The following is a 16126-nucleotide window of genomic DNA, read 5'->3' on the forward strand; positions in this document are numbered from 1 at the left end:
CCCGTTACTTCATTCCCGTAATCTCCTTGCCAGGATTTTGATGGCTTCGCCAACGTCAATGGCGTTGTGGCGTAGATAGCCAGCCTGATTCTCGGATGAGGTAATACCTGCCAGCTCTGTTGTTGTCCCCATTTTCTGGGGACAACCTCTCTTGTCTTGTCCCTTTATTCTTGCCGGGTTGTCTGGTGTGCCGCGCCTGCGGGCTGCGTGATGCCAATACTCATCCAACAATAATGACAAGAGGTTTCTGCCATGCAGTATCACCTGAACGGTTTCAAGCCTGGCAACTTGCAGGTTGCTGATGCCGCCCGCGTTCCCGATCCGATTCCTCCGCTGGTTGATCTGCCCGACGAAGTGGATGTGCTGATCGTCGGTTGTGGTCCGGCCGGGTTGGCGCTGGCGCGTCAACTGGCGGATTTTGCCGATATTCGTACCTGTATTGTCGAGCAAAAAGCCGGACCGATGCTGTTTGGTCAGGCTGACGGTATTTCCTGTCGCACCCTGGAGATCATGGAAGCCTTCAACAGCAGCGAACTGCTGGTGAAAGAAACCTACCAACTGCGCCAAAACGCGTTCTGGGAGCCGGACGTGAACCAACCGCAACACATCAAGCGCGCTCACAAGGTAGCGGATGCGCGCCTGGGCCTGTCGGAGTTTGTTCATGGTGTGGTTAACCAGTCGCGCCTGCACGATATTCTGCTCGATGGCATGGCCAGCTCGATCAACCATCTGCGGCCGCATTACAGTCGCCGCCTGCTGGAGCTGAACATCGATCAGATCCTGACCCAGGATCTGAAGGCGTATCCTGTTACGGCGACGTTTGAGCGCCTGAATGCCACCATCGGCGGCTCTGAAACCCATCCGGCAGTGCGTACCGAAACCATCAAGGCCCGTTATATCGTCGGTTGCGATGGTGCTCGCAGCGCGGTGCGCAAAAACCTCGGTATTGCCTTGCAAGGTGACTCGGCCAACAAGGCCTGGGGCGTGATGGACGTGCTGCTGGTGACGGATTTTCCGGACATCCGGGTCAAGAGTTTCATTCAGTCGAAAGAACACGGTGCGGTGATGCTGATTCCTCGCGAGGGCGGTTATCTGGTGCGTTTGTACGTTGAACTGGATCTGCTCGGTCAGGATCAGCGGGCGGCGCAGCTCGACCTCAACGCCGACGACATCATTGCCAAGGCCAGACTCATCATGAATCCGTACCAGCTGGACGTGAAAGAAGTCGCCTGGTGGTCGATTTATGAAGTGGGCCAGCGGGTGGCGGAGCGTTTTACCGACCTGCCCGCCGACCTGACAGACGCCGAACGCGCCGGACGGATTCCGAGGGCGTTTGTCGCCGGTGACGCCTGCCACACCCACAGCCCGAAAGGTGGTTGGGGCCTGAACACCTCGTTGCCGGACACCTTCAATCTGGGCTGGAAGCTGGCGGCGGTGCTGCAAGGCAAGGCTCGCCCCGAGCTGCTGCAAAGCTACGAAGCCGAGCGTCGCAAGGTGGCGTTTATGCTGATTAACGCCGACCGCGAAATGTCAGCGCTGGTGGCGACCCAACCGAAAAAAGACGCCGCGCCGGTGAAGACCAATACCGCCGACATCGAGAAATTTATTGCCCGTCAGAACGGCTTTATTGCCGGCACCTCGATTGGCTACGACGCCTCGTATCTGTGCTGTGGGCATGAGCATCAGGCGCTGGCGACCGGTTTTCCGGTAGGGCAGCGATTTCATTCCGCCGAGGCGGTGCGCCTGGCCGATGGCTGCCCGGTGCAACTCGGGCATCTGGTCAAGGCTGATGGCCGCTGGCGCATTTTTGTGTTCGCTGACGCCGTCAGCCCGGTGACCACGACCGCCGCAAACCCTGGCTCAGAGGCGCTGCGACTGCTGGAATTTCTGGCCCATAACCCGCAATCCCCGCTGCTGAAATACACCCCGGCGGGAGCCGACATCGACTCGGTGATCGATGTTTACAGCGTATTCCAGCAGCAGGATCTGGCGCTGGAGAACCTGCCTGGCTCCCTCGATCCCGTCTTGCAGCCGCAGAAGGGCAAATTCGGCCTGCGCGATTACGAAAAGGTGTTCCAGACCGATGCTGGCCACGACATTTTCAACCAGCGTGGTATCGACCGTGAGCGTGGCTGCATGGTGATTGTGCGTCCGGATCAGCATATCGGTGCTCTGCTGCCGTTAACGGATCAGGTCGGGCTGGCGCAATTTTTTGCCCGCTTCATGATCGACAACGGCTGAAAACACCGTAGCATTTGCATCGGGCTTTCTGCGCAAGACGTTCTGTATTGGTCTTTCTGCCGTGAGCTGCCGGTGCAATTACCCAGGTGCTATACCATGCCGTCACAGACATCCTCCTGCGCCCTGGGGCGTCAACCGCTTGCTGATCCTCTGTTTCTCACTCAGCTGGCGCTGTTGGAAAGCCTTGGCGAGGGGGATTTCTTCGAAAAGCTGCTTGGCTGGATGCATGAGGTTCTGCAAACGGATCAATGCATGCTGTTTTTTCTGGGCAACGACCAACCGCTCAGCACTCTGCTGTACAAGGACTTCAGTGCTGATGCCCGTGCGCGCCAGCTGGCGTTTGAGTACATCAGTGAGGGACGCTATCGCCATGATCCGAATTTTGCGCGGCTGGTGGGCAGTGAAGAAGGCCGGATCGAAACCTGGTGCCTTGATGATCTTGGCCCGTCGATGCCGCGTGAGTACCGCAAGCGTTTTTTCGAGGCTCCGGGGTTCGTTGATAAATGGTCGATTCTGTTCCGCGCCCGTAACGGCTGTTTTTACCTGAATCTTTACAGTCGGCGGCAGATCTTCCGGGATCTGTTTGGCACCAGCCTGCCTGACGAAAACACCGTGGCCCGGCTGCTGGCGGTGCTGATCGGCAAGCACTACCAGATCAGTCAGGTGCAGTTGAGCCAGGGGCCGCTGGCGTTTCTGTCGGAGCGGGAGCGGCAGGTCTGTGAAGGCACGCTGGCCGGTAAAAAAGCCGAAGCCATTGCCCATGAACTTGGGGTTGCGGCCAGCAGCATCGTCACCTACCGCAAACGCGCCTACGACAAACTGGGCATCAATTCACGGGCGCAATTGTTTGCGCTGTGCCATGGCAAGGGCGACTGAGCCTGGCTGATCGGCTCTGCAGGTCGGCGCTGTGGCCAGCAAGTCGACCACCGGTATGTGATCGTGGCCAGATTGTATTACCGACAGGCTAACGCCCGATCACCAGTCCTACTTTCAGCCCGAAAAGCCCAAGCAACTGGTTCAGGGTTTTGATGGTGGGGTTACCTTTGCCGGATTCGATCTGGGCCAGTGTTCTCAGGGATACGCCGACAAGTTGGGCAAAGTCCTGTTGTTTCAGTCCTGTAATCTCCTTGCGCAGGATTTTGATGGCCTCTCCAAAGTCGATGGCACCCGAGTTCAACTGTTGCTCCACTGACTGCAGAATCTCGCGGCGTGAAGCGGTGTTCGATTGTTTGCTCATAGCAGCCCCCAGTTTGCCAAGCGGCTTTTCAGATTGCCCAGCTGGATGCGAGGATGATTAAAAACCGCGTCGGGTAGATGGTAGTCGCTGGCCAGGTCCGGTACCGATAACAGATCCTGTTTGGCAAATTGCCTGATTCCTTCCCATAAGGTCTCTTCGGAGAGCCCTGTGCTGGTGGCCGCGGCGACACATATTGCTCGCCAGTCAAACCGACCACCCAGCTCCAGATTGCCCCAGCGGCTGGTGCGGGTAATGCCTTCAGCATCCATACACATAGGCGCGAGGTCATAAACGGGTGCCAGCTGTAGTTGGTCGGCCTGTTTCAGAATGGCGGTGTTACGCCCGTGGTTGTCGGTATTGCCCAGCACAACGTTGAGCAGGTCGCGACGGAGGTAATCGAGGACCATATCTTCGATTTTTGATTGCTGATTGTATTCGCTCCAGTATCGAACCAGGCTGGCCAGATAGTCTGTGTGCTGAACCGTCTGGCCGGGTTCGCTAACCCCCTGCATGGCGTAGAGTGATTCCATACCGAGCCGGTGCTGCGCATCCGGTCTGTCAAAACGTTTCAGCCAGAGGCTGGGTTTGCTGATGAGTGGGTCATCATGATGGCTGAAAAAGATGGAGTCGAATCCTTTGGGGCCGGTGTCGATGCTGGTGATGCGATTGATGCGACTGCAAATCTGATAGTAACGGTATTCGCCTTCCAGAATGGTTTGGTCGAGTTGTAAAGACTGGTGGCGTGGAAACTTGACCAGAAATTGTTCTGCACAATTTTCATCGGGCAGTGATCCTGCCGGGTAATAAAGGCCATCAGAACCGAGCGATACCAGTAGTTTCGGTGCTTCACCGCCGGCGCCGGTTGCCCCGCCAATCGCTGCCCCTTGTTCGCGGGCATAGTCCAGAAAATCCGAATCCCGTTTAAGTACGTCAGTCATCGGGAAGCCGATTGCGGGAGTATCGGGTTGCTGAAGTGCTGACTCCAGGACCCGGAGGTTGCCGATGGGTGCCGGACAGTGGTTGCGCAGAAGGTAGAAATCATGGATTGGGCTGCTGTAGTTTTCCAGACCCAGCCGAAGACAGATGGCCCGGCGGGCGGCTCCTAATGGCAGAATATCCAGCAGAAAGGCAGGCCAGTGTTCGTTATGGTGAGGAAAAAAATCAACCGGAAACTCAAGGCTCAGGCGTGCGGCTGGATACTGCCTGAAACGAGCCACATAAGACGCATCATATTCAAGCTCAATCGCGCTGCTGCGGCCTCTGTCCGGATTGAGCACGGATAGCGTAGCGGCTGTCTGCCATGCTCCAGCCAGCCAGGTTTGCAAGGTAATGTGCTGGGGTGTCATACCGGTGCCTGCAATGGGTTGATAGTGCATTATAGTGCACTATTGGATCTGATAAGTTGAGTTTTATGTGTTTAAATACATTTTATGAGTCTTGAGATCTCTTTTAATGCATTAACGTGCATTTTTGAGGATGTGACCATCAGGGCGGCGGCATATTCATCAGCGGTGTCTGGGCTGACAATCCGGGTGATTCGGCTAACGATGAATTTTTGTAGAATCAGGCAATCATCAAACAGGATCTGGCACTCGTAAAAATCATGATCGCACTACACTGTTGTGTCATCCGGTGTCGGGCTTGCAAAGGCTCGGCCCGTTATTCCAGATTCTCTGACATCCTCAGGAGTGTGTATGAAAACGGTTGGTTACGCGGCTTTTTCGGCCAATGCCCAGATGGCACCTTATCACTTTGAACGTCGTGCCCTGCGTGGCAATGACGTTGCCATCGAGATTCTCTACAGCGGTATCTGCCACTCCGACCTCCACACCGTCAACGGTGATTGGGGTCCGCATCCATTTCCGCTGGTTCCTGGCCACGAGATTATCGGGCAAGTGATCGACGTGGGCGCTGATGTGACCCGTTACAAGGTGGGCGACAAGGTGGGTGTGGGCTGTATGGTCGACAGCTGCCAGCACTGTGATCAGTGTGATCACGGTGAAGAGCAATACTGCCGTCATGGTCTGACCGTGACTTACGGTGGTCTTGATCGTATTACCGGCGAAGTGACCCAGGGCGGTTACGCCAAACACATCGTGGTGCGTGAGGAGTTTGTGCTGCGCATTCCTGCAGCGCTGGATATGAAACGCGCTGCACCGATCCTGTGTGCCGGTATCACCACGTATTCTCCGCTGCGTACCTGGGGCGTAAAGGCCGGTACTCGTGTGGGGGTGATTGGTCTGGGTGGTCTGGGTCATATGGCGGTCAAACTGGCAGTGGCCATGGGTGCTGAGGTCACGGTGATCAGTCGTTCGGCTTCCAAGGATGCTGATGCCAAAAAACTGGGGGCCAAAGGCATTCTGGTGTCTACCGATGCTGAAGCGATGAAGGCCGCTGCGTGTTCGCTGGATCTGATTGTGGATACTGTGCCGGTCAAACACTCGGTTGATCTGTATACACCACTGCTGGATATCGACGGCACTCTGGTGATTGTGGGTCAGGTTGGCCCTATGGGTGAGCTGATGTCGGTGCCGCTGCTGCTGGGACGTCGTCGGGTTGCCGGTTCGATTATTGGTGGTATCCGTGAAACCCAGGAGGTGCTGGATTTCTGTGCCGAGCACAACATCCATCCTGAGTGTGAAATGATCCGTCCGGACCAGATCAACGATGCTTTTGCAGTGATGGAAAAGGGCGATATTGCCCACCGTTACGTGATGGATATGTCGAGCCTGGCACTGTAATCCGCCGCGATGTTTCGGGCTCGCCCCGAATCCTCCGACCAGAGCCGCCCAGCTCTGGTCAGTTTCTGGCCCGATGCGGCATCTTCAGATAAATCCCTACCGACAGAACCAGTACCAGTAACGAGGCGTACATACCGTAGCGCCACGGGCTGGAATAATCGTACAGGCGTTCAAATCGCTGCACATAAATGGTTTCGCAAGCGCCATTACCGGTGTCGGTGCGAACCGTGCTGGTCCCCCGGCTGCTGCCGCTATCGCCCTTGTAACTCGCCAGCATGCCGCTGATGTGAATCTGGTCACCGATGCCCAGTTTGGCGATTTCGTTACGCAGATAAGGGTTTTCGGTAATCAGGTGGTTGTTGGACAACTGGTCGCCGCGAAACTGCTGCCAGGCGGCGGAGTCGGTGGTTTTGAAGTTGCAGGTAAATTCGCCGTTCCAGAAATCAAAGCGGGTGAGATCCAGCGCGGCGGCGTTGTCGGCCCACACCACACAGACATCGGCGACGTTCAGATAATCGCCCCAGTCGTGGTGAATACCGAAGTCGGTGTTGTGTACCCGGTACGACACGACCAGTCCGTACAGATCGTAGTTGTACTGCGGTGCAACCTGATAGGTGTGCTCGCCCACCTGCACCTCAAAAGGAGCAACCGGAGTGGCTTCCTGCACGGGTTCGGCTGCCAGTTCCTGACGCGGAGCCGGGCGGAATGTGAGGTCGTCGCGCATCCAGAAACACACCAGCAGGGATATAAAACTGAACAGAATGATGTTGCGGATCACCAGCTGCACCTCGGTTGGGTTGGTGGTCGGTTGCCCATCACGCTAACAGGCATGGATGAATAGCAGCAATCAGAGGGCGGCCAGTGGTTGGGCCGGGCGGATAAAACGGCGACAGCGGAATCGTGCCGAGCAGGGTGAGATATCAAACGGCGAAGATTGAGCCTGGCCGTCGATGCCACGCGGGGCGCGCATCGACGGCGGCTGACGCCTTATTTTACGGTCTTGAGGATATCCAGATACGTATTGGCGTTGTGGTGCAGGGCTTCTGAGTTGAGCTTCGTAACCTTGGCGGAAGCGGTGTTGGTCAGTGCACTGATGGCGCTGCTGCCCAGGCTGGAGCCAGACTGCAGAGTACCGTCGTCTTTCAGAGTCAGCAGGGTGCCGATGCTGCGTTTGTTCATGGTCAGACCGGCGCTGGCCAGTTGCACGTAATCGTATTCACGTACGTACAGGGTGCTGATCTTGTTCAGGCGTGAGGTGATATCGGATGCCGCCAGTTTGCTCTGGAAGTTGGCGTCGGTTTCGTCACTCGGAATCTTGAAGATGGGTGGTGCACCAAAGGTGGTGACTTCGGTTACCGGGAAACCTTCAGCCATCAGTTTCATGGCCGCGGCCGCCGCGATTGCGCCGCCCTTGCTGTGGCCGCTCATCACAATGGCGGTCGGATTCTTTTCACGAATCAGCGCGGTGATATCGGCTTCGGCTTCTTCCCATGCGCTCACAAACCCCTGACGCACCGGGTAGCTGCTGGTCTGGTAGGTTTCGTACTGGCTCAGCAGGCTCAGGAAGTCTTTTTTCTCGTTGGAGCCGGTAAAGCTGATGTACAGGGTTTTGCCTTCTTCCGCGACGATGTATTGGGTGCCGCTGCTGGTGTTGGCGGTTTCGGTCAGACCTACGTATTTCACTTCGGTCAGGCCCTGTTCTGACAGCAGGCTCAGGCGGGTCTTGGCTGCCTGGTTATAGGCAGCGGCGGACAGCGCGGCTGATTTCAGATGCTGGGTCAGCGTGGCTTTGTCCTGGGTTACAACGGCATCGGTGCTGGAGGTTGCGCTGGTGCTGCTGGTGGCGGCAACGCCGGTCTGAACCATCTGTGTTGCGGCACCGCAGCCGCCCAGCAGGCCGAGTGAACAGGCCAGCAGGGCCGTGGTACCGGTTTTCAACAATTGCATGCTCATATTCTCCCTGAATGCATGGTGAGTTCGGATTTATAACCGCTTGATTGCGGGCAGTATGGGAGCAGTGGCCATGTCAGGCCAGCCTTGAAGGCGCAAATGCGGCACCACTGCACATTTCATGACTGTTTTTTCTTGAATAAATTCCTGAAGAATCAAACGTTTGCTGACCTTTTCGGAGATTGTCCGGAAGTGTCAGCGGGTTGGCGCGCGGGTCGGTGTTGGCGATTGTCGGCTTGCGGTTGCCACAGCAACGATCTGTTCCTGCCGATGCCGTGGGTATTTGCATTCGGTGCGTTGCTGCGCTTGTGGTGGCTCCGTATGGTGGTGGTTTTACGATACGGGGGTAACGACATGTTGAAGGGCAGCTGTTTGTGTGGCGCGGTTCAGTACGAACTGGATGGTGAGCTGGGGCCAATGGTGATGTGTCATTGCCAACGTTGCCGCAAGGCCAATGGTGCGGCGTATGCGGTGAATGCACCGATCAACTCGGCCGAGTTCCGCTGGGTCAGTGGTGAAACCGCACTGGCAGAGTTTGAATCCTCGCCGGGTGTGTTGCGGGTGTTCTGCCAGCGCTGTGCGTCGCCCCTGATCAGTCGCCGTGTCTCGCAGCCGGAGTTGTTCCGCTTGCGTCTGGGGACGCTGGATACTCCGATTGATGCGCGCCCGACGGCGCATATTTTTGTCGGTTCCAAAGCGGAATGGGACGAGATTCACGACGATTTGCCGCAGTACACCGAACGTCCGTGAATTGGGCAGCGGCGGCCTGTGCTGCCGCGGTCGTTGCTCCGTCAAAATGGGCGGCGACCCACTATTTTCATGACAGGATTGCGATTGTCATCGAACTTTCATATTCGAGGATTTAAGTGATCTGACGTCCGTTAGTTTTCGAAGGTCAGGACGAACCTTCCGTGATCCTTTCAAGGAGCTGATTATGATCAAACACGTTTGTCTGCTGGGGGCCGTTGGTCTGCTCGGGCTGTCATCGCTGGTGTCTGCCAATGGTGTAACCCCGATTGTTGGCAACAACCAGAACAACGAAATCTTTTACATCGAATTCGATAGCAAGCCCTACCGCTTTGAGCGTGAAACGCCGTCAACGACCGGGGGCCGCAGCATCGTTACGGCCTCGGAAAATATCGCCTGTGAGTTCGAGAGCAAGGGTGCCAATGCCCGTGAGTTCCATTGTGCGGCCGATGCCCCGGCGCCTCTGGCCGGTACTCGTTATCGGGCGGAACGGGTGAAGGGACGTTGTGAAGACGAAGATGACGAATTCCGTTATGTCTGTGTGGAAGGGTGTGACACACAGGCGGATGCCCCGCGCGAGATGTTCCAGGGCTACTGGGACTGCGAATAACCCCGGCCCACTGCCGACGGTGGTTCGCAATCATCGTCGGCAGGAGTAGTCTTGGCGGGTCTGTTCTGATTTCAGGGAAGCCGTTGTGACTGCTGATTCTTCTTCAAACCTGCGTAGTTATTACCCACCGATCGAGCCTTATGCGTCCGGTATGCTGGATGTTGGCGATGGCCATCAGATTTACTGGGAGCGGGTAGGGACCCCGGGTGCCAAACCGGCAGTGTTCCTGCACGGTGGTCCGGGGGGTGGCTGCAACGCCAACCATCGACGGGTGTTTGATCCGGCCCGATATGACGTTCTGTTGTTTGATCAGCGCGGTTGTGGCCGTTCTACCCCGCATGCCTGTCTGGACGCCAACACCACCTGGGATCTGGTGGCCGATATCGAGCGTTTGCGTGAACTCTGTGGCATCGACCAGTGGCTGGTATTCGGTGGCAGCTGGGGTTCGACGCTGGCGCTGGCCTATGCCGAAACCCATCCGCAGCGGGTGAGTGAACTGGTGCTGCGCGGCATCTATACCCTGACCCAGGCCGAGTTGGACTGGTACTACCAGTACGGCGTATCGGAAATGCATCCGGAAAAATTCGAGAAATTCCAGGCGCCGATTCCGGAAGCCGAACGTGGCGACATGATGATGGCGTATCACCGTCGTCTGACGGGTAACAACGAGGCCGAAAAACTGGCCTGTGCCAAAGCCTGGAGCCAGTGGGAAGGTGGCACCGTCACCCTGTTGCCAGATCCGGCGCTGGTGGATGACTTTGGTGGAGACCAGTTTGCACTGGCGTTTGCCCGCATCGAAAACCACTTCTTTGTGAACAAGGGCTGGATGGACGAAGGCCAGTTGCAGCGCGATGCCTTCAAGCTGAAAGGGATTCCCGGTGTGATTGTGCATGGTCGTTTTGATATGCCGTGCCCGCTCAAATATGCCTGGAATCTGGCCAAGGCCTGGCCAGAGGCCGAGCTGTTTATTGTTGAGGCCGCAGGCCACTCCATGACCGAACCGGGCATTCTCGATTGCCTGATTCGCGCCACCGACGCCTTTGCTGGTCAGGAATAATCAGGAGGTTTTTATGGCTGAACAACCCGATGACCAGACGGTGATTGCCGGGTTTCAGAGTTTTATTGGTGGATTCCGCTCGGCCGTGCTGGCCACGGTGGGCGGTGACGCCGTTCCTGAGGCCAGTTACGCGCCGGTGCTACAACAGGATGGCTGTTTTTACATTTATGTCTCCCGGCTGGCGGCCCATACCCGTAACCTGTTGGGCAGTCTCGAAAGCCCAGGCGAAAACGCCAATCTCTGTCTGCTGTTTATCGAACCGGAAGAACAGGCGCGTAACCTGTTTGCCCGCCAGCGCGCCACGGTGCAAGGCCGTGCGCGATTGATCGAGCGCGAATGTGGAGAGTGGCAGCAGCGTCTGGATGCCATGGCAGCGCAGTTCGGTGAAACCATCGGCCTGATCCGCCAGTTGCCAGACTTCTGTCTGTTCGAAATCACACCGCTCAGCGGTACGCTGGTGACCGGCTTTGCCAAAGCCTGGAAACTGGAGGGTGAGGGGCTGCGTCAGGTGACCTGGCAAACCCGCTGAGCCGATTGTTGTTCCTGCTGCGGGTGTGGCACAGCTATCTGCTGACACACCCGCTGGTCGCAGTCCGGCAGCTTGTATCAATCCCCTGTAACCTGTTTGCGCTTTCCTTTCTTTCTATCCCTCTGACAGGAGTTGTCGAATATGAAAATCGTGGTATCCGCCCAGGTAGATGCTCCACTGGCAGATGTGTGGTCCGCTTACACCACCCCGGCTGACATCGTGAACTGGAACTCGGCCTCGGATGACTGGTGCACCCGTTGGGCCACCGTTGATTTGCGAGTGGGGGGCGAGTTTTGTGCCCGTATGGAAGCGCGCGATGGCAGTGTCGGTTTTGACTTTACTGGTACCTACAGCGTGGTCGAGCCGATGACGTTAATTGAGTATCACTGCTGGGATCGTCATGTGCGGGTGGATTTTGAAGCTCAGGAGGCGGCAGCTGTGGTTGTGCGCGTGAGTTTTGATCCGGAAGACGAGAATCCGCTGGAGCTGCAACGGCAGGGTTGGCAGGCGATTCTGGATAATTTTGCCCGTTATGTCGCGGCCAAAAGCTGATCACGCGGCGCCACGCCCGGGAGTTTGATATGAAAGTTGATGTAGTTGAGCGTCCGGCGGTAGCCGTCGCCGGTTTCCGCCATACCGGCCCTTACGGTGCCAGCATCCAGCGTTTTTGGCAGGAGACGTACGCTCCGTGGGCGATGGCCAATCGTCTCGGTGCCGATCATGCCCGTTATGGCATCGCCTGGGATAATCCGCAAACCACGCCCGCCAAGGCCTGTCGCTACGATGCCATGGCAGAGCTGACCGAGGATTTTGCGAACTTGCCCGGCCCGGCCGGGGTTGCCTCGCACTCGATGGTGGCTGCTGGTCTGTACGCGGTGGTGGCATTTCGGGGTTCGTTACCGCAGTTGTTGGATGTCTGGCTGTGGTTGATGCAGGACTGGTTGCCAGCCAGTGGCTGGCGCATGGATGAGCGTCCGGCATTTGAGTATTACCGGCAAGGTGCATTTTTTGACCCGGAAAGCGGTGAGTTTGAATGTGAGGTTTGTGTGCCGGTGGTGAACGCCTGAGTGGGCGGGGCATTCATGACCGACGACCGACGACCGACGGCTGGTCTGCTTGTTAATTTGCCAGGCTGCTTGCCCTGCCTGGGGGACCTTGTCCCCCGGCCGGGCGGCCGTCCCCCTGCTTAGCCCTGCTGGGCTCGTTTATCCGGTTTTCACCGACAACGGCGTTTCGACCCCGGCCAGATGGCACGTCCCTGTGCCAACGGGCCTTGCGGGGCATCCATGCCCCGGCCGGGTCGGCCGTTGCGGTGAATCCCGGCTCGCCCAGATGGGCAATTGGCAGCCACCTTCGGTGGGCGAAAACTGCATTGTCTTGTAGGGGAGAGCCGTTGTCCGCGATGGCGTGGCGGTTATTCGCGGTGTTGATGAATGCTGCGCTCCCGACACCCGACGCCCGCCCCCCTACCTCACACGTTGGCCCAGATTTTCTCGGCCAGCGCTTTCAGTTGCAGTGATTCCTGCCAGCGGTCGGTGATGTCGAGTCCGTTGTGGCCGGTGATGGCGTAGGGGCGGGTGCCGAGTTCGCAGGTGAATGAGAGGGTGTCGCCTTGCTGGTGGCGGTGTTTCCAGTCGGTAAAGCCGTAGTGCCACAGTGATTGGAAGGCTTCTACCCAGGGTTGGTGCTGGGCGAAGCTGATGGGGATTTGTACGTGTTCGCGGTCGGCGATGCGGCCGTGGTAGGCCTGGCAGTTGCGCATGATGCGTTGCAGCTGGGCGATTTCAACGGCTGCGCCTTCATCGAGCGGAATCTCGTGGCCGGCGACGTAATGTGACAGGTCGCCCAGCAGTTGCAGGTTGGGCATGGCGTCGAGGATTTCGAGGGTAAACAGCAGGTCGTTGGTCAGGCGGTAACGGTGGGTTTCGATCAGCACCGGAACGTCGATCTGTTCAGCCAGTTTCTGCCAACCTTCGATAATCCGCATGGCTTCGCGCAGGTTGCGGGTGCGCACGTCCGGCTGAATGGTGACGTGATGGCAGCCAAACTCGGCCGCCAGCTCAATGGTAGGTTTGAGGGCATCAATGCTGGTGGGAAAACACTGGCCTTCCATGGTCAGGCCCAGAGGTTTGAGTTCGCTCATGATGGCCTGCACTTTGCGGCGCTCGATCATATGGTCGGTGATGCCATCAAAACCATGATCGGCGATGCGCTGTATGGCTTCTGGCATGGGTAATGTAGTGCCATCGGGCAGGATGTTTTCCATCGCCCACATCGACTGTAAAACCAGTAGTTTCATGATGTTTATCCTTTCAGCAGGCTTTTGAGGCTGATGCTGGTATCGGCCAGCTGTTCGGCGGATGGATGTAAACCCTGATTGATCAGGCGTTCGGCGATCTTGATATCGCGGGCCACGGTATTGCCGGGACCAACACCACAGGCGGCCACCAGTTGTTGGTGGGCGTTGAGCAAAAACACCAGACGGCTGCCGTTGAAGTCGCGGATAACCTCCTGTGTAACACCGATAGGCAGGCCCACCATTTGTAATCCCAGTTGATATTGATCGGACCAGAACCACGGGGCGACGTTGTAAATGGTGTTGGCGCCGAGCATGTTAAGAGCGGCGATTTCGCCCTGTTCGCGGGCGCAGCGCCAGGATTCCAGCCGTACCTCGGTGTTGTATAAGTCCAGCGGGAAGCGGGCGCAGTCACCGGCGGCAAAAATCATCGGGTCGCTGGTGCGCAGGCAATGATCCACCTGTATACCGTTATCTACGTTCAAGCCCGCGTCCTGTGCCAGGTGGGTGTTGGGCACCGAGCCGATGCCAGCCAGCACCCAGTCGGCGTTAATCCGCTCGCCGTTAAGCAGATGAAGCTGGTAGCCATAATCGGTGCTGCTGGCGTATTCAACGCTGCTTTGGCAACGAATTTCGACGCCCTGTTGCTGGTGTTCGGCGGCAATCAGGCTGGCAATACTGGCGGGCACGGCGCGTTGCAGGATGCGTTCGGCACTTTCCAGCACGGTAACCTCAAGACCCAGGGTGCGCAGGCTGGCGGCCAGTTCGAGGCCAATAAAACCGGCACCAATCATCACCACGTTCTGACCGGGCCTGGCTCGTTGGCGAATGCGTTCGGCATCGCCACGGCTGCGCAGGGTTAACACCTGCTCGGCGGGCATGCCTTCGATGGTGAGTGTGCGGGCCTGTGCTCCGGTCGCCAATAACAGGCGTTCGTAAGGTAGCTGTTCACCACTGGCCAGTTCGACCTGCTGTTGGTTGCGGTGAATGGCCACTACTCGTTGGCCGTTGCGGTACTGAATGTTCAGGGCTTCCAGCTGCTGGCTACCACTGATCAGTGGGGCATCGCTGCCGTCGAGCAGGCATTGTTTCGACAGCGGTGGGCGTTCGTATGGGCGGCCACTTTCGTCACCGAGCAGGGTGATCTGGCCCTGATAACCCTGCTGGCGCAGGGTCAGAGCGGCCTGCACACCGGCTTCTCCGGCGCCGATAATCAGGATTCCGTACATGGCGGTCTCCTTATTCGACGTTGAGGAATATCAGGCCGTTTTCGACCCGGGTTGGCCAGGTTTTCAGGTGTTCACACACCGGTGCACCCTGGGCCTTGCCGGTTTTGTAGTTGAAACGGCCGTTATGTTTCGGGCATTCGATGATGTCGTCCATCACCAGGCCGTCGGCCAGATGGATGCGTTCGTGGGTGCAGTGGCCGCTGGTGGCGTATACCTCACCGTTCGGGCAGCGATAAATGGCCCAGCTGTGCTGGTTGTGGTCAAAACGCATTACGTCTTCAGGGTCGATCTCGTCGAGAGAGCAGACTTCAATCCAGTTGGCCATAAGGAGTTCCTCGTTTTTATTGTTAATGATCAGGCGGTTTGGGGATGTTGGGCTGGCTGGTGATCGGTTGCGCTGCGTTGTGGCAATTCCCGCTGGATGTCGTATTCCGGGTTGTCGGTCTGGATCAGCAGGGCCGGCAGCATTTCGCGGATGGCACTGAAGGTGCTCGGGTACACCACCGGTAATTCGGCTTTCATCAGTTCATGCAGTTGTGGCAGGGCGTGGTACGGCACCATCGGGAACATGTGGTGTTCGGTGTGGTAATTCATGTTGGAGTAGATAAACCGGAATACCGGGTTCATCAGAATGGTGCGGCAGTTCAGGCGATGGTCGAGCACGTTCTCTGGCAGACCGGCGTGTTGCGTCAGACCAAAAATAAAGGCTATCCAGACACCGTACATACTCGGCAGCACGCCAATCACCATCACCAGATAAAACGATTGCAGATGTAGCGCCAGCGCAATAATGGCGGCGTGTACCAGCAGCGTCTGGCGGGCATAACGGATCACTTTGGTCTGTTCGGTCAGCGGAATAAAGTTGCGTTCTTCGGAGTTGAGATCACCACCGGCGTGCTGCAGCAGGCTTTTGAGCGTGCCCCAGGTTTGTGGAATACCGAACAGACCGGCGATCAGGCGGGCAATCTGTACCGGGCGTTTGGCCATGATTTCATAATCACGCCCGACCACGATGGTGTCGGTGTGATGACGGGCGTGGCTCCATTTCCAGACGTGGGATTCACGGAACACCATAAAGCTGGCGATCTGGTAAACGGCATCGTTCATCCAGCGGGTTTTGAACGCGGTGCCGTGGCTGCATTCGTGCCAGCGGGAGTCGGAGGCTGAACCGTACAACACGCCATACGCAACAAAGCAGGGAATGGCCCATAGAGTGCCCCAGCTCAGGTAACCCAGCCCGGCAAACAGTACCAGCAAGGCCAGCCACAACAGGGTATCGCGAATGGCCGGTGCATCACGGCGGGTCATCAGCGCTTTCATGGTTTTGCGGGGAATATCGGTCTGATACCAGTTAGCCGACACCAGGCCAGCCGCATGGGCATGGGGGGTAGAGGCGCCGGTGAGGGAATAGTCGCGCCGGGTTCCGAATGAACTCATCTTGTTCTCCAATGTTCCGATCCAGACATCCAGAGATACTCTGAATCCATGT

The 16126-nt window shown here is 57.4% G+C and carries 17 protein-coding genes; 9 read left to right on the plus strand and 8 right to left on the minus strand.

The features are described 5' to 3' along the window. Positions 1-252: 252 nt before the first annotated feature. Positions 253-2241, plus strand: a complete 1989-nt coding sequence (locus OUO13_RS05275; RefSeq protein ID WP_283172810.1) for an FAD-dependent monooxygenase — start codon at positions 253-255, stop codon at positions 2239-2241. Between the two features lie 96 nt (positions 2242-2337). After that, positions 2338-3117, plus strand: coding sequence for a helix-turn-helix transcriptional regulator (locus OUO13_RS05280; RefSeq protein ID WP_283172811.1), 780 nt, complete (start codon positions 2338-2340; stop codon positions 3115-3117). Between the two features lie 88 nt (positions 3118-3205). On the opposite strand, the gene OUO13_RS05285 is transcribed toward OUO13_RS05280, so the two are convergent. Both OUO13_RS05285 and OUO13_RS05290 read right to left on the minus strand, forming a co-directional pair. Beyond that, a complete protein-coding gene (locus OUO13_RS05285) occupies positions 3206-3478 on the minus strand; it encodes a helix-turn-helix transcriptional regulator (protein ID WP_283172812.1) in 273 nt (90 codons plus the stop codon). Continuing rightward, on the minus strand, positions 3475-4803 hold the full coding sequence (locus tag OUO13_RS05290) for a type II toxin-antitoxin system HipA family toxin (RefSeq protein ID WP_283172813.1): 1329 nt from the start codon (positions 4801-4803) through the stop codon (positions 3475-3477). Before OUO13_RS05290 ends, OUO13_RS05285 begins: the two co-directional genes overlap by 4 nt. Positions 4804-5172: 369 nt before the next feature. Here OUO13_RS05290 and OUO13_RS05295 point away from each other — a divergent pair, with 369 nt between their 5' ends. Next, a complete protein-coding gene (locus tag OUO13_RS05295; RefSeq protein WP_283172814.1) occupies positions 5173-6219 on the plus strand; it encodes an NAD(P)-dependent alcohol dehydrogenase in 1047 nt (348 codons plus the stop codon). Between the two features lie 58 nt (positions 6220-6277). On the opposite strand, the gene OUO13_RS05300 is transcribed toward OUO13_RS05295, so the two are convergent. Then, positions 6278-6997 (minus strand): hypothetical protein, encoded by a 720-nt coding sequence (locus tag OUO13_RS05300; RefSeq protein WP_283172815.1) that lies wholly within the window; start codon positions 6995-6997, stop codon positions 6278-6280. Positions 6998-7206: 209 nt separating this feature from the next. Further along, complete coding sequence (locus tag OUO13_RS05305; protein ID WP_283172816.1) at positions 7207-8166, minus strand: lipase family protein; 960 nt, start codon at positions 8164-8166, stop codon at positions 7207-7209. Positions 8167-8523: 357 nt separating this feature from the next. On the opposite strand from OUO13_RS05305, the gene OUO13_RS05310 reads away from it, so the two are divergent. The 6 genes from OUO13_RS05310 to OUO13_RS05335 all read left to right on the plus strand — a co-directional run bounded on the left by OUO13_RS05310 (position 8524) and on the right by OUO13_RS05335 (position 12179). Then, positions 8524-8919: a GFA family protein gene (locus tag OUO13_RS05310; protein ID WP_283172817.1), complete on the plus strand. Its 396-nt coding sequence runs from the start codon at positions 8524-8526 to the stop codon at positions 8917-8919. A gap of 184 nt (positions 8920-9103) precedes the next feature. Next, on the plus strand, positions 9104-9526 hold the full coding sequence (locus tag OUO13_RS05315; RefSeq protein WP_283172818.1) for a hypothetical protein: 423 nt from the start codon (positions 9104-9106) through the stop codon (positions 9524-9526). Positions 9527-9611: 85 nt separating this feature from the next. Continuing rightward, positions 9612-10583, plus strand: a complete 972-nt coding sequence (gene pip, locus OUO13_RS05320; RefSeq protein ID WP_283172819.1) for a prolyl aminopeptidase — start codon at positions 9612-9614, stop codon at positions 10581-10583. A 13-nt stretch (positions 10584-10596) separates the two neighbouring features. Continuing rightward, positions 10597-11112 carry a HugZ family pyridoxamine 5'-phosphate oxidase gene (locus tag OUO13_RS05325; protein WP_283172820.1) on the plus strand — a complete coding sequence of 172 codons (516 nt, stop codon included), beginning with the start codon at positions 10597-10599 and terminating at the stop codon, positions 11110-11112. 141 nt (positions 11113-11253) lie between these two features. Then, positions 11254-11664, plus strand: a complete 411-nt coding sequence (locus OUO13_RS05330) for an SRPBCC domain-containing protein (RefSeq protein ID WP_283172821.1) — start codon at positions 11254-11256, stop codon at positions 11662-11664. A gap of 29 nt (positions 11665-11693) precedes the next feature. Then, entirely contained in the window at positions 11694-12179 is a 486-nt protein-coding gene (locus OUO13_RS05335) for an AraC family transcriptional regulator (RefSeq protein WP_283172822.1), read from the plus strand. Positions 12180-12583: 404 nt separating this feature from the next. Here OUO13_RS05335 and OUO13_RS05340 read toward each other — a convergent pair whose 3' ends face one another. From OUO13_RS05340 to OUO13_RS05355, 4 genes are read right to left on the minus strand one after another with little or no spacing between them, the layout of a single operon-like run. Beyond that, positions 12584-13411, minus strand: a complete 828-nt coding sequence (locus tag OUO13_RS05340; RefSeq protein WP_283172823.1) for a sugar phosphate isomerase/epimerase family protein — start codon at positions 13409-13411, stop codon at positions 12584-12586. A 5-nt stretch (positions 13412-13416) separates the two neighbouring features. Then, positions 13417-14637 carry an NAD(P)/FAD-dependent oxidoreductase gene (locus OUO13_RS05345; protein WP_283172824.1) on the minus strand — a complete coding sequence of 407 codons (1221 nt, stop codon included), beginning with the start codon at positions 14635-14637 and terminating at the stop codon, positions 13417-13419. A 10-nt stretch (positions 14638-14647) separates the two neighbouring features. Further along, complete coding sequence (locus OUO13_RS05350; protein WP_283172825.1) at positions 14648-14962, minus strand: MocE family 2Fe-2S type ferredoxin; 315 nt, start codon at positions 14960-14962, stop codon at positions 14648-14650. A 29-nt stretch (positions 14963-14991) separates the two neighbouring features. After that, the gene (locus OUO13_RS05355; RefSeq protein WP_283172826.1) at positions 14992-16074 is read right to left on the minus strand and encodes a fatty acid desaturase family protein; all 1083 of its coding nucleotides are present in this window, start codon (positions 16072-16074) and stop codon (positions 14992-14994) included. Positions 16075-16126 lie beyond the last annotated feature (52 nt).

This window comes from Parathalassolituus penaei (assembly GCF_026626885.1).
GTDB lineage: Bacteria > Pseudomonadota > Gammaproteobacteria > Pseudomonadales > Oceanobacteraceae > Oceanobacter > Oceanobacter penaei.

What these genes read in the sequence shown, in the direction of transcription:
- OUO13_RS05275 (WP_283172810.1), top strand. Translation starts at nt 253, where the DNA reads ATGCAGTATCACCTGAACGGTTTCAAGCCTGGCAACTTGCAGGTTGCT.
- OUO13_RS05280 (WP_283172811.1), top strand. Translation starts at nt 2,338, where the DNA reads ATGCCGTCACAGACATCCTCCTGCGCCCTGGGGCGTCAACCGCTTGCT.
- OUO13_RS05285 (WP_283172812.1), bottom strand. Translation starts at nt 3,478, where the DNA reads ATGAGCAAACAATCGAACACCGCTTCACGCCGCGAGATTCTGCAGTCA.
- OUO13_RS05295 (WP_283172814.1), top strand. Translation starts at nt 5,173, where the DNA reads ATGAAAACGGTTGGTTACGCGGCTTTTTCGGCCAATGCCCAGATGGCA.
- OUO13_RS05305 (WP_283172816.1), bottom strand. Translation starts at nt 8,166, where the DNA reads ATGCAATTGTTGAAAACCGGTACCACGGCCCTGCTGGCCTGTTCACTC.
- OUO13_RS05310 (WP_283172817.1), top strand. Translation starts at nt 8,524, where the DNA reads ATGTTGAAGGGCAGCTGTTTGTGTGGCGCGGTTCAGTACGAACTGGAT.
- OUO13_RS05315 (WP_283172818.1), top strand. Translation starts at nt 9,104, where the DNA reads ATGATCAAACACGTTTGTCTGCTGGGGGCCGTTGGTCTGCTCGGGCTG.
- OUO13_RS05325 (WP_283172820.1), top strand. Translation starts at nt 10,597, where the DNA reads ATGGCTGAACAACCCGATGACCAGACGGTGATTGCCGGGTTTCAGAGT.
- OUO13_RS05330 (WP_283172821.1), top strand. Translation starts at nt 11,254, where the DNA reads ATGAAAATCGTGGTATCCGCCCAGGTAGATGCTCCACTGGCAGATGTG.
- OUO13_RS05335 (WP_283172822.1), top strand. Translation starts at nt 11,694, where the DNA reads ATGAAAGTTGATGTAGTTGAGCGTCCGGCGGTAGCCGTCGCCGGTTTC.
- OUO13_RS05340 (WP_283172823.1), bottom strand. Translation starts at nt 13,411, where the DNA reads ATGAAACTACTGGTTTTACAGTCGATGTGGGCGATGGAAAACATCCTG.
- OUO13_RS05345 (WP_283172824.1), bottom strand. Translation starts at nt 14,637, where the DNA reads ATGTACGGAATCCTGATTATCGGCGCCGGAGAAGCCGGTGTGCAGGCC.
- OUO13_RS05350 (WP_283172825.1), bottom strand. Translation starts at nt 14,962, where the DNA reads ATGGCCAACTGGATTGAAGTCTGCTCTCTCGACGAGATCGACCCTGAA.
- OUO13_RS05355 (WP_283172826.1), bottom strand. Translation starts at nt 16,074, where the DNA reads ATGAGTTCATTCGGAACCCGGCGCGACTATTCCCTCACCGGCGCCTCT.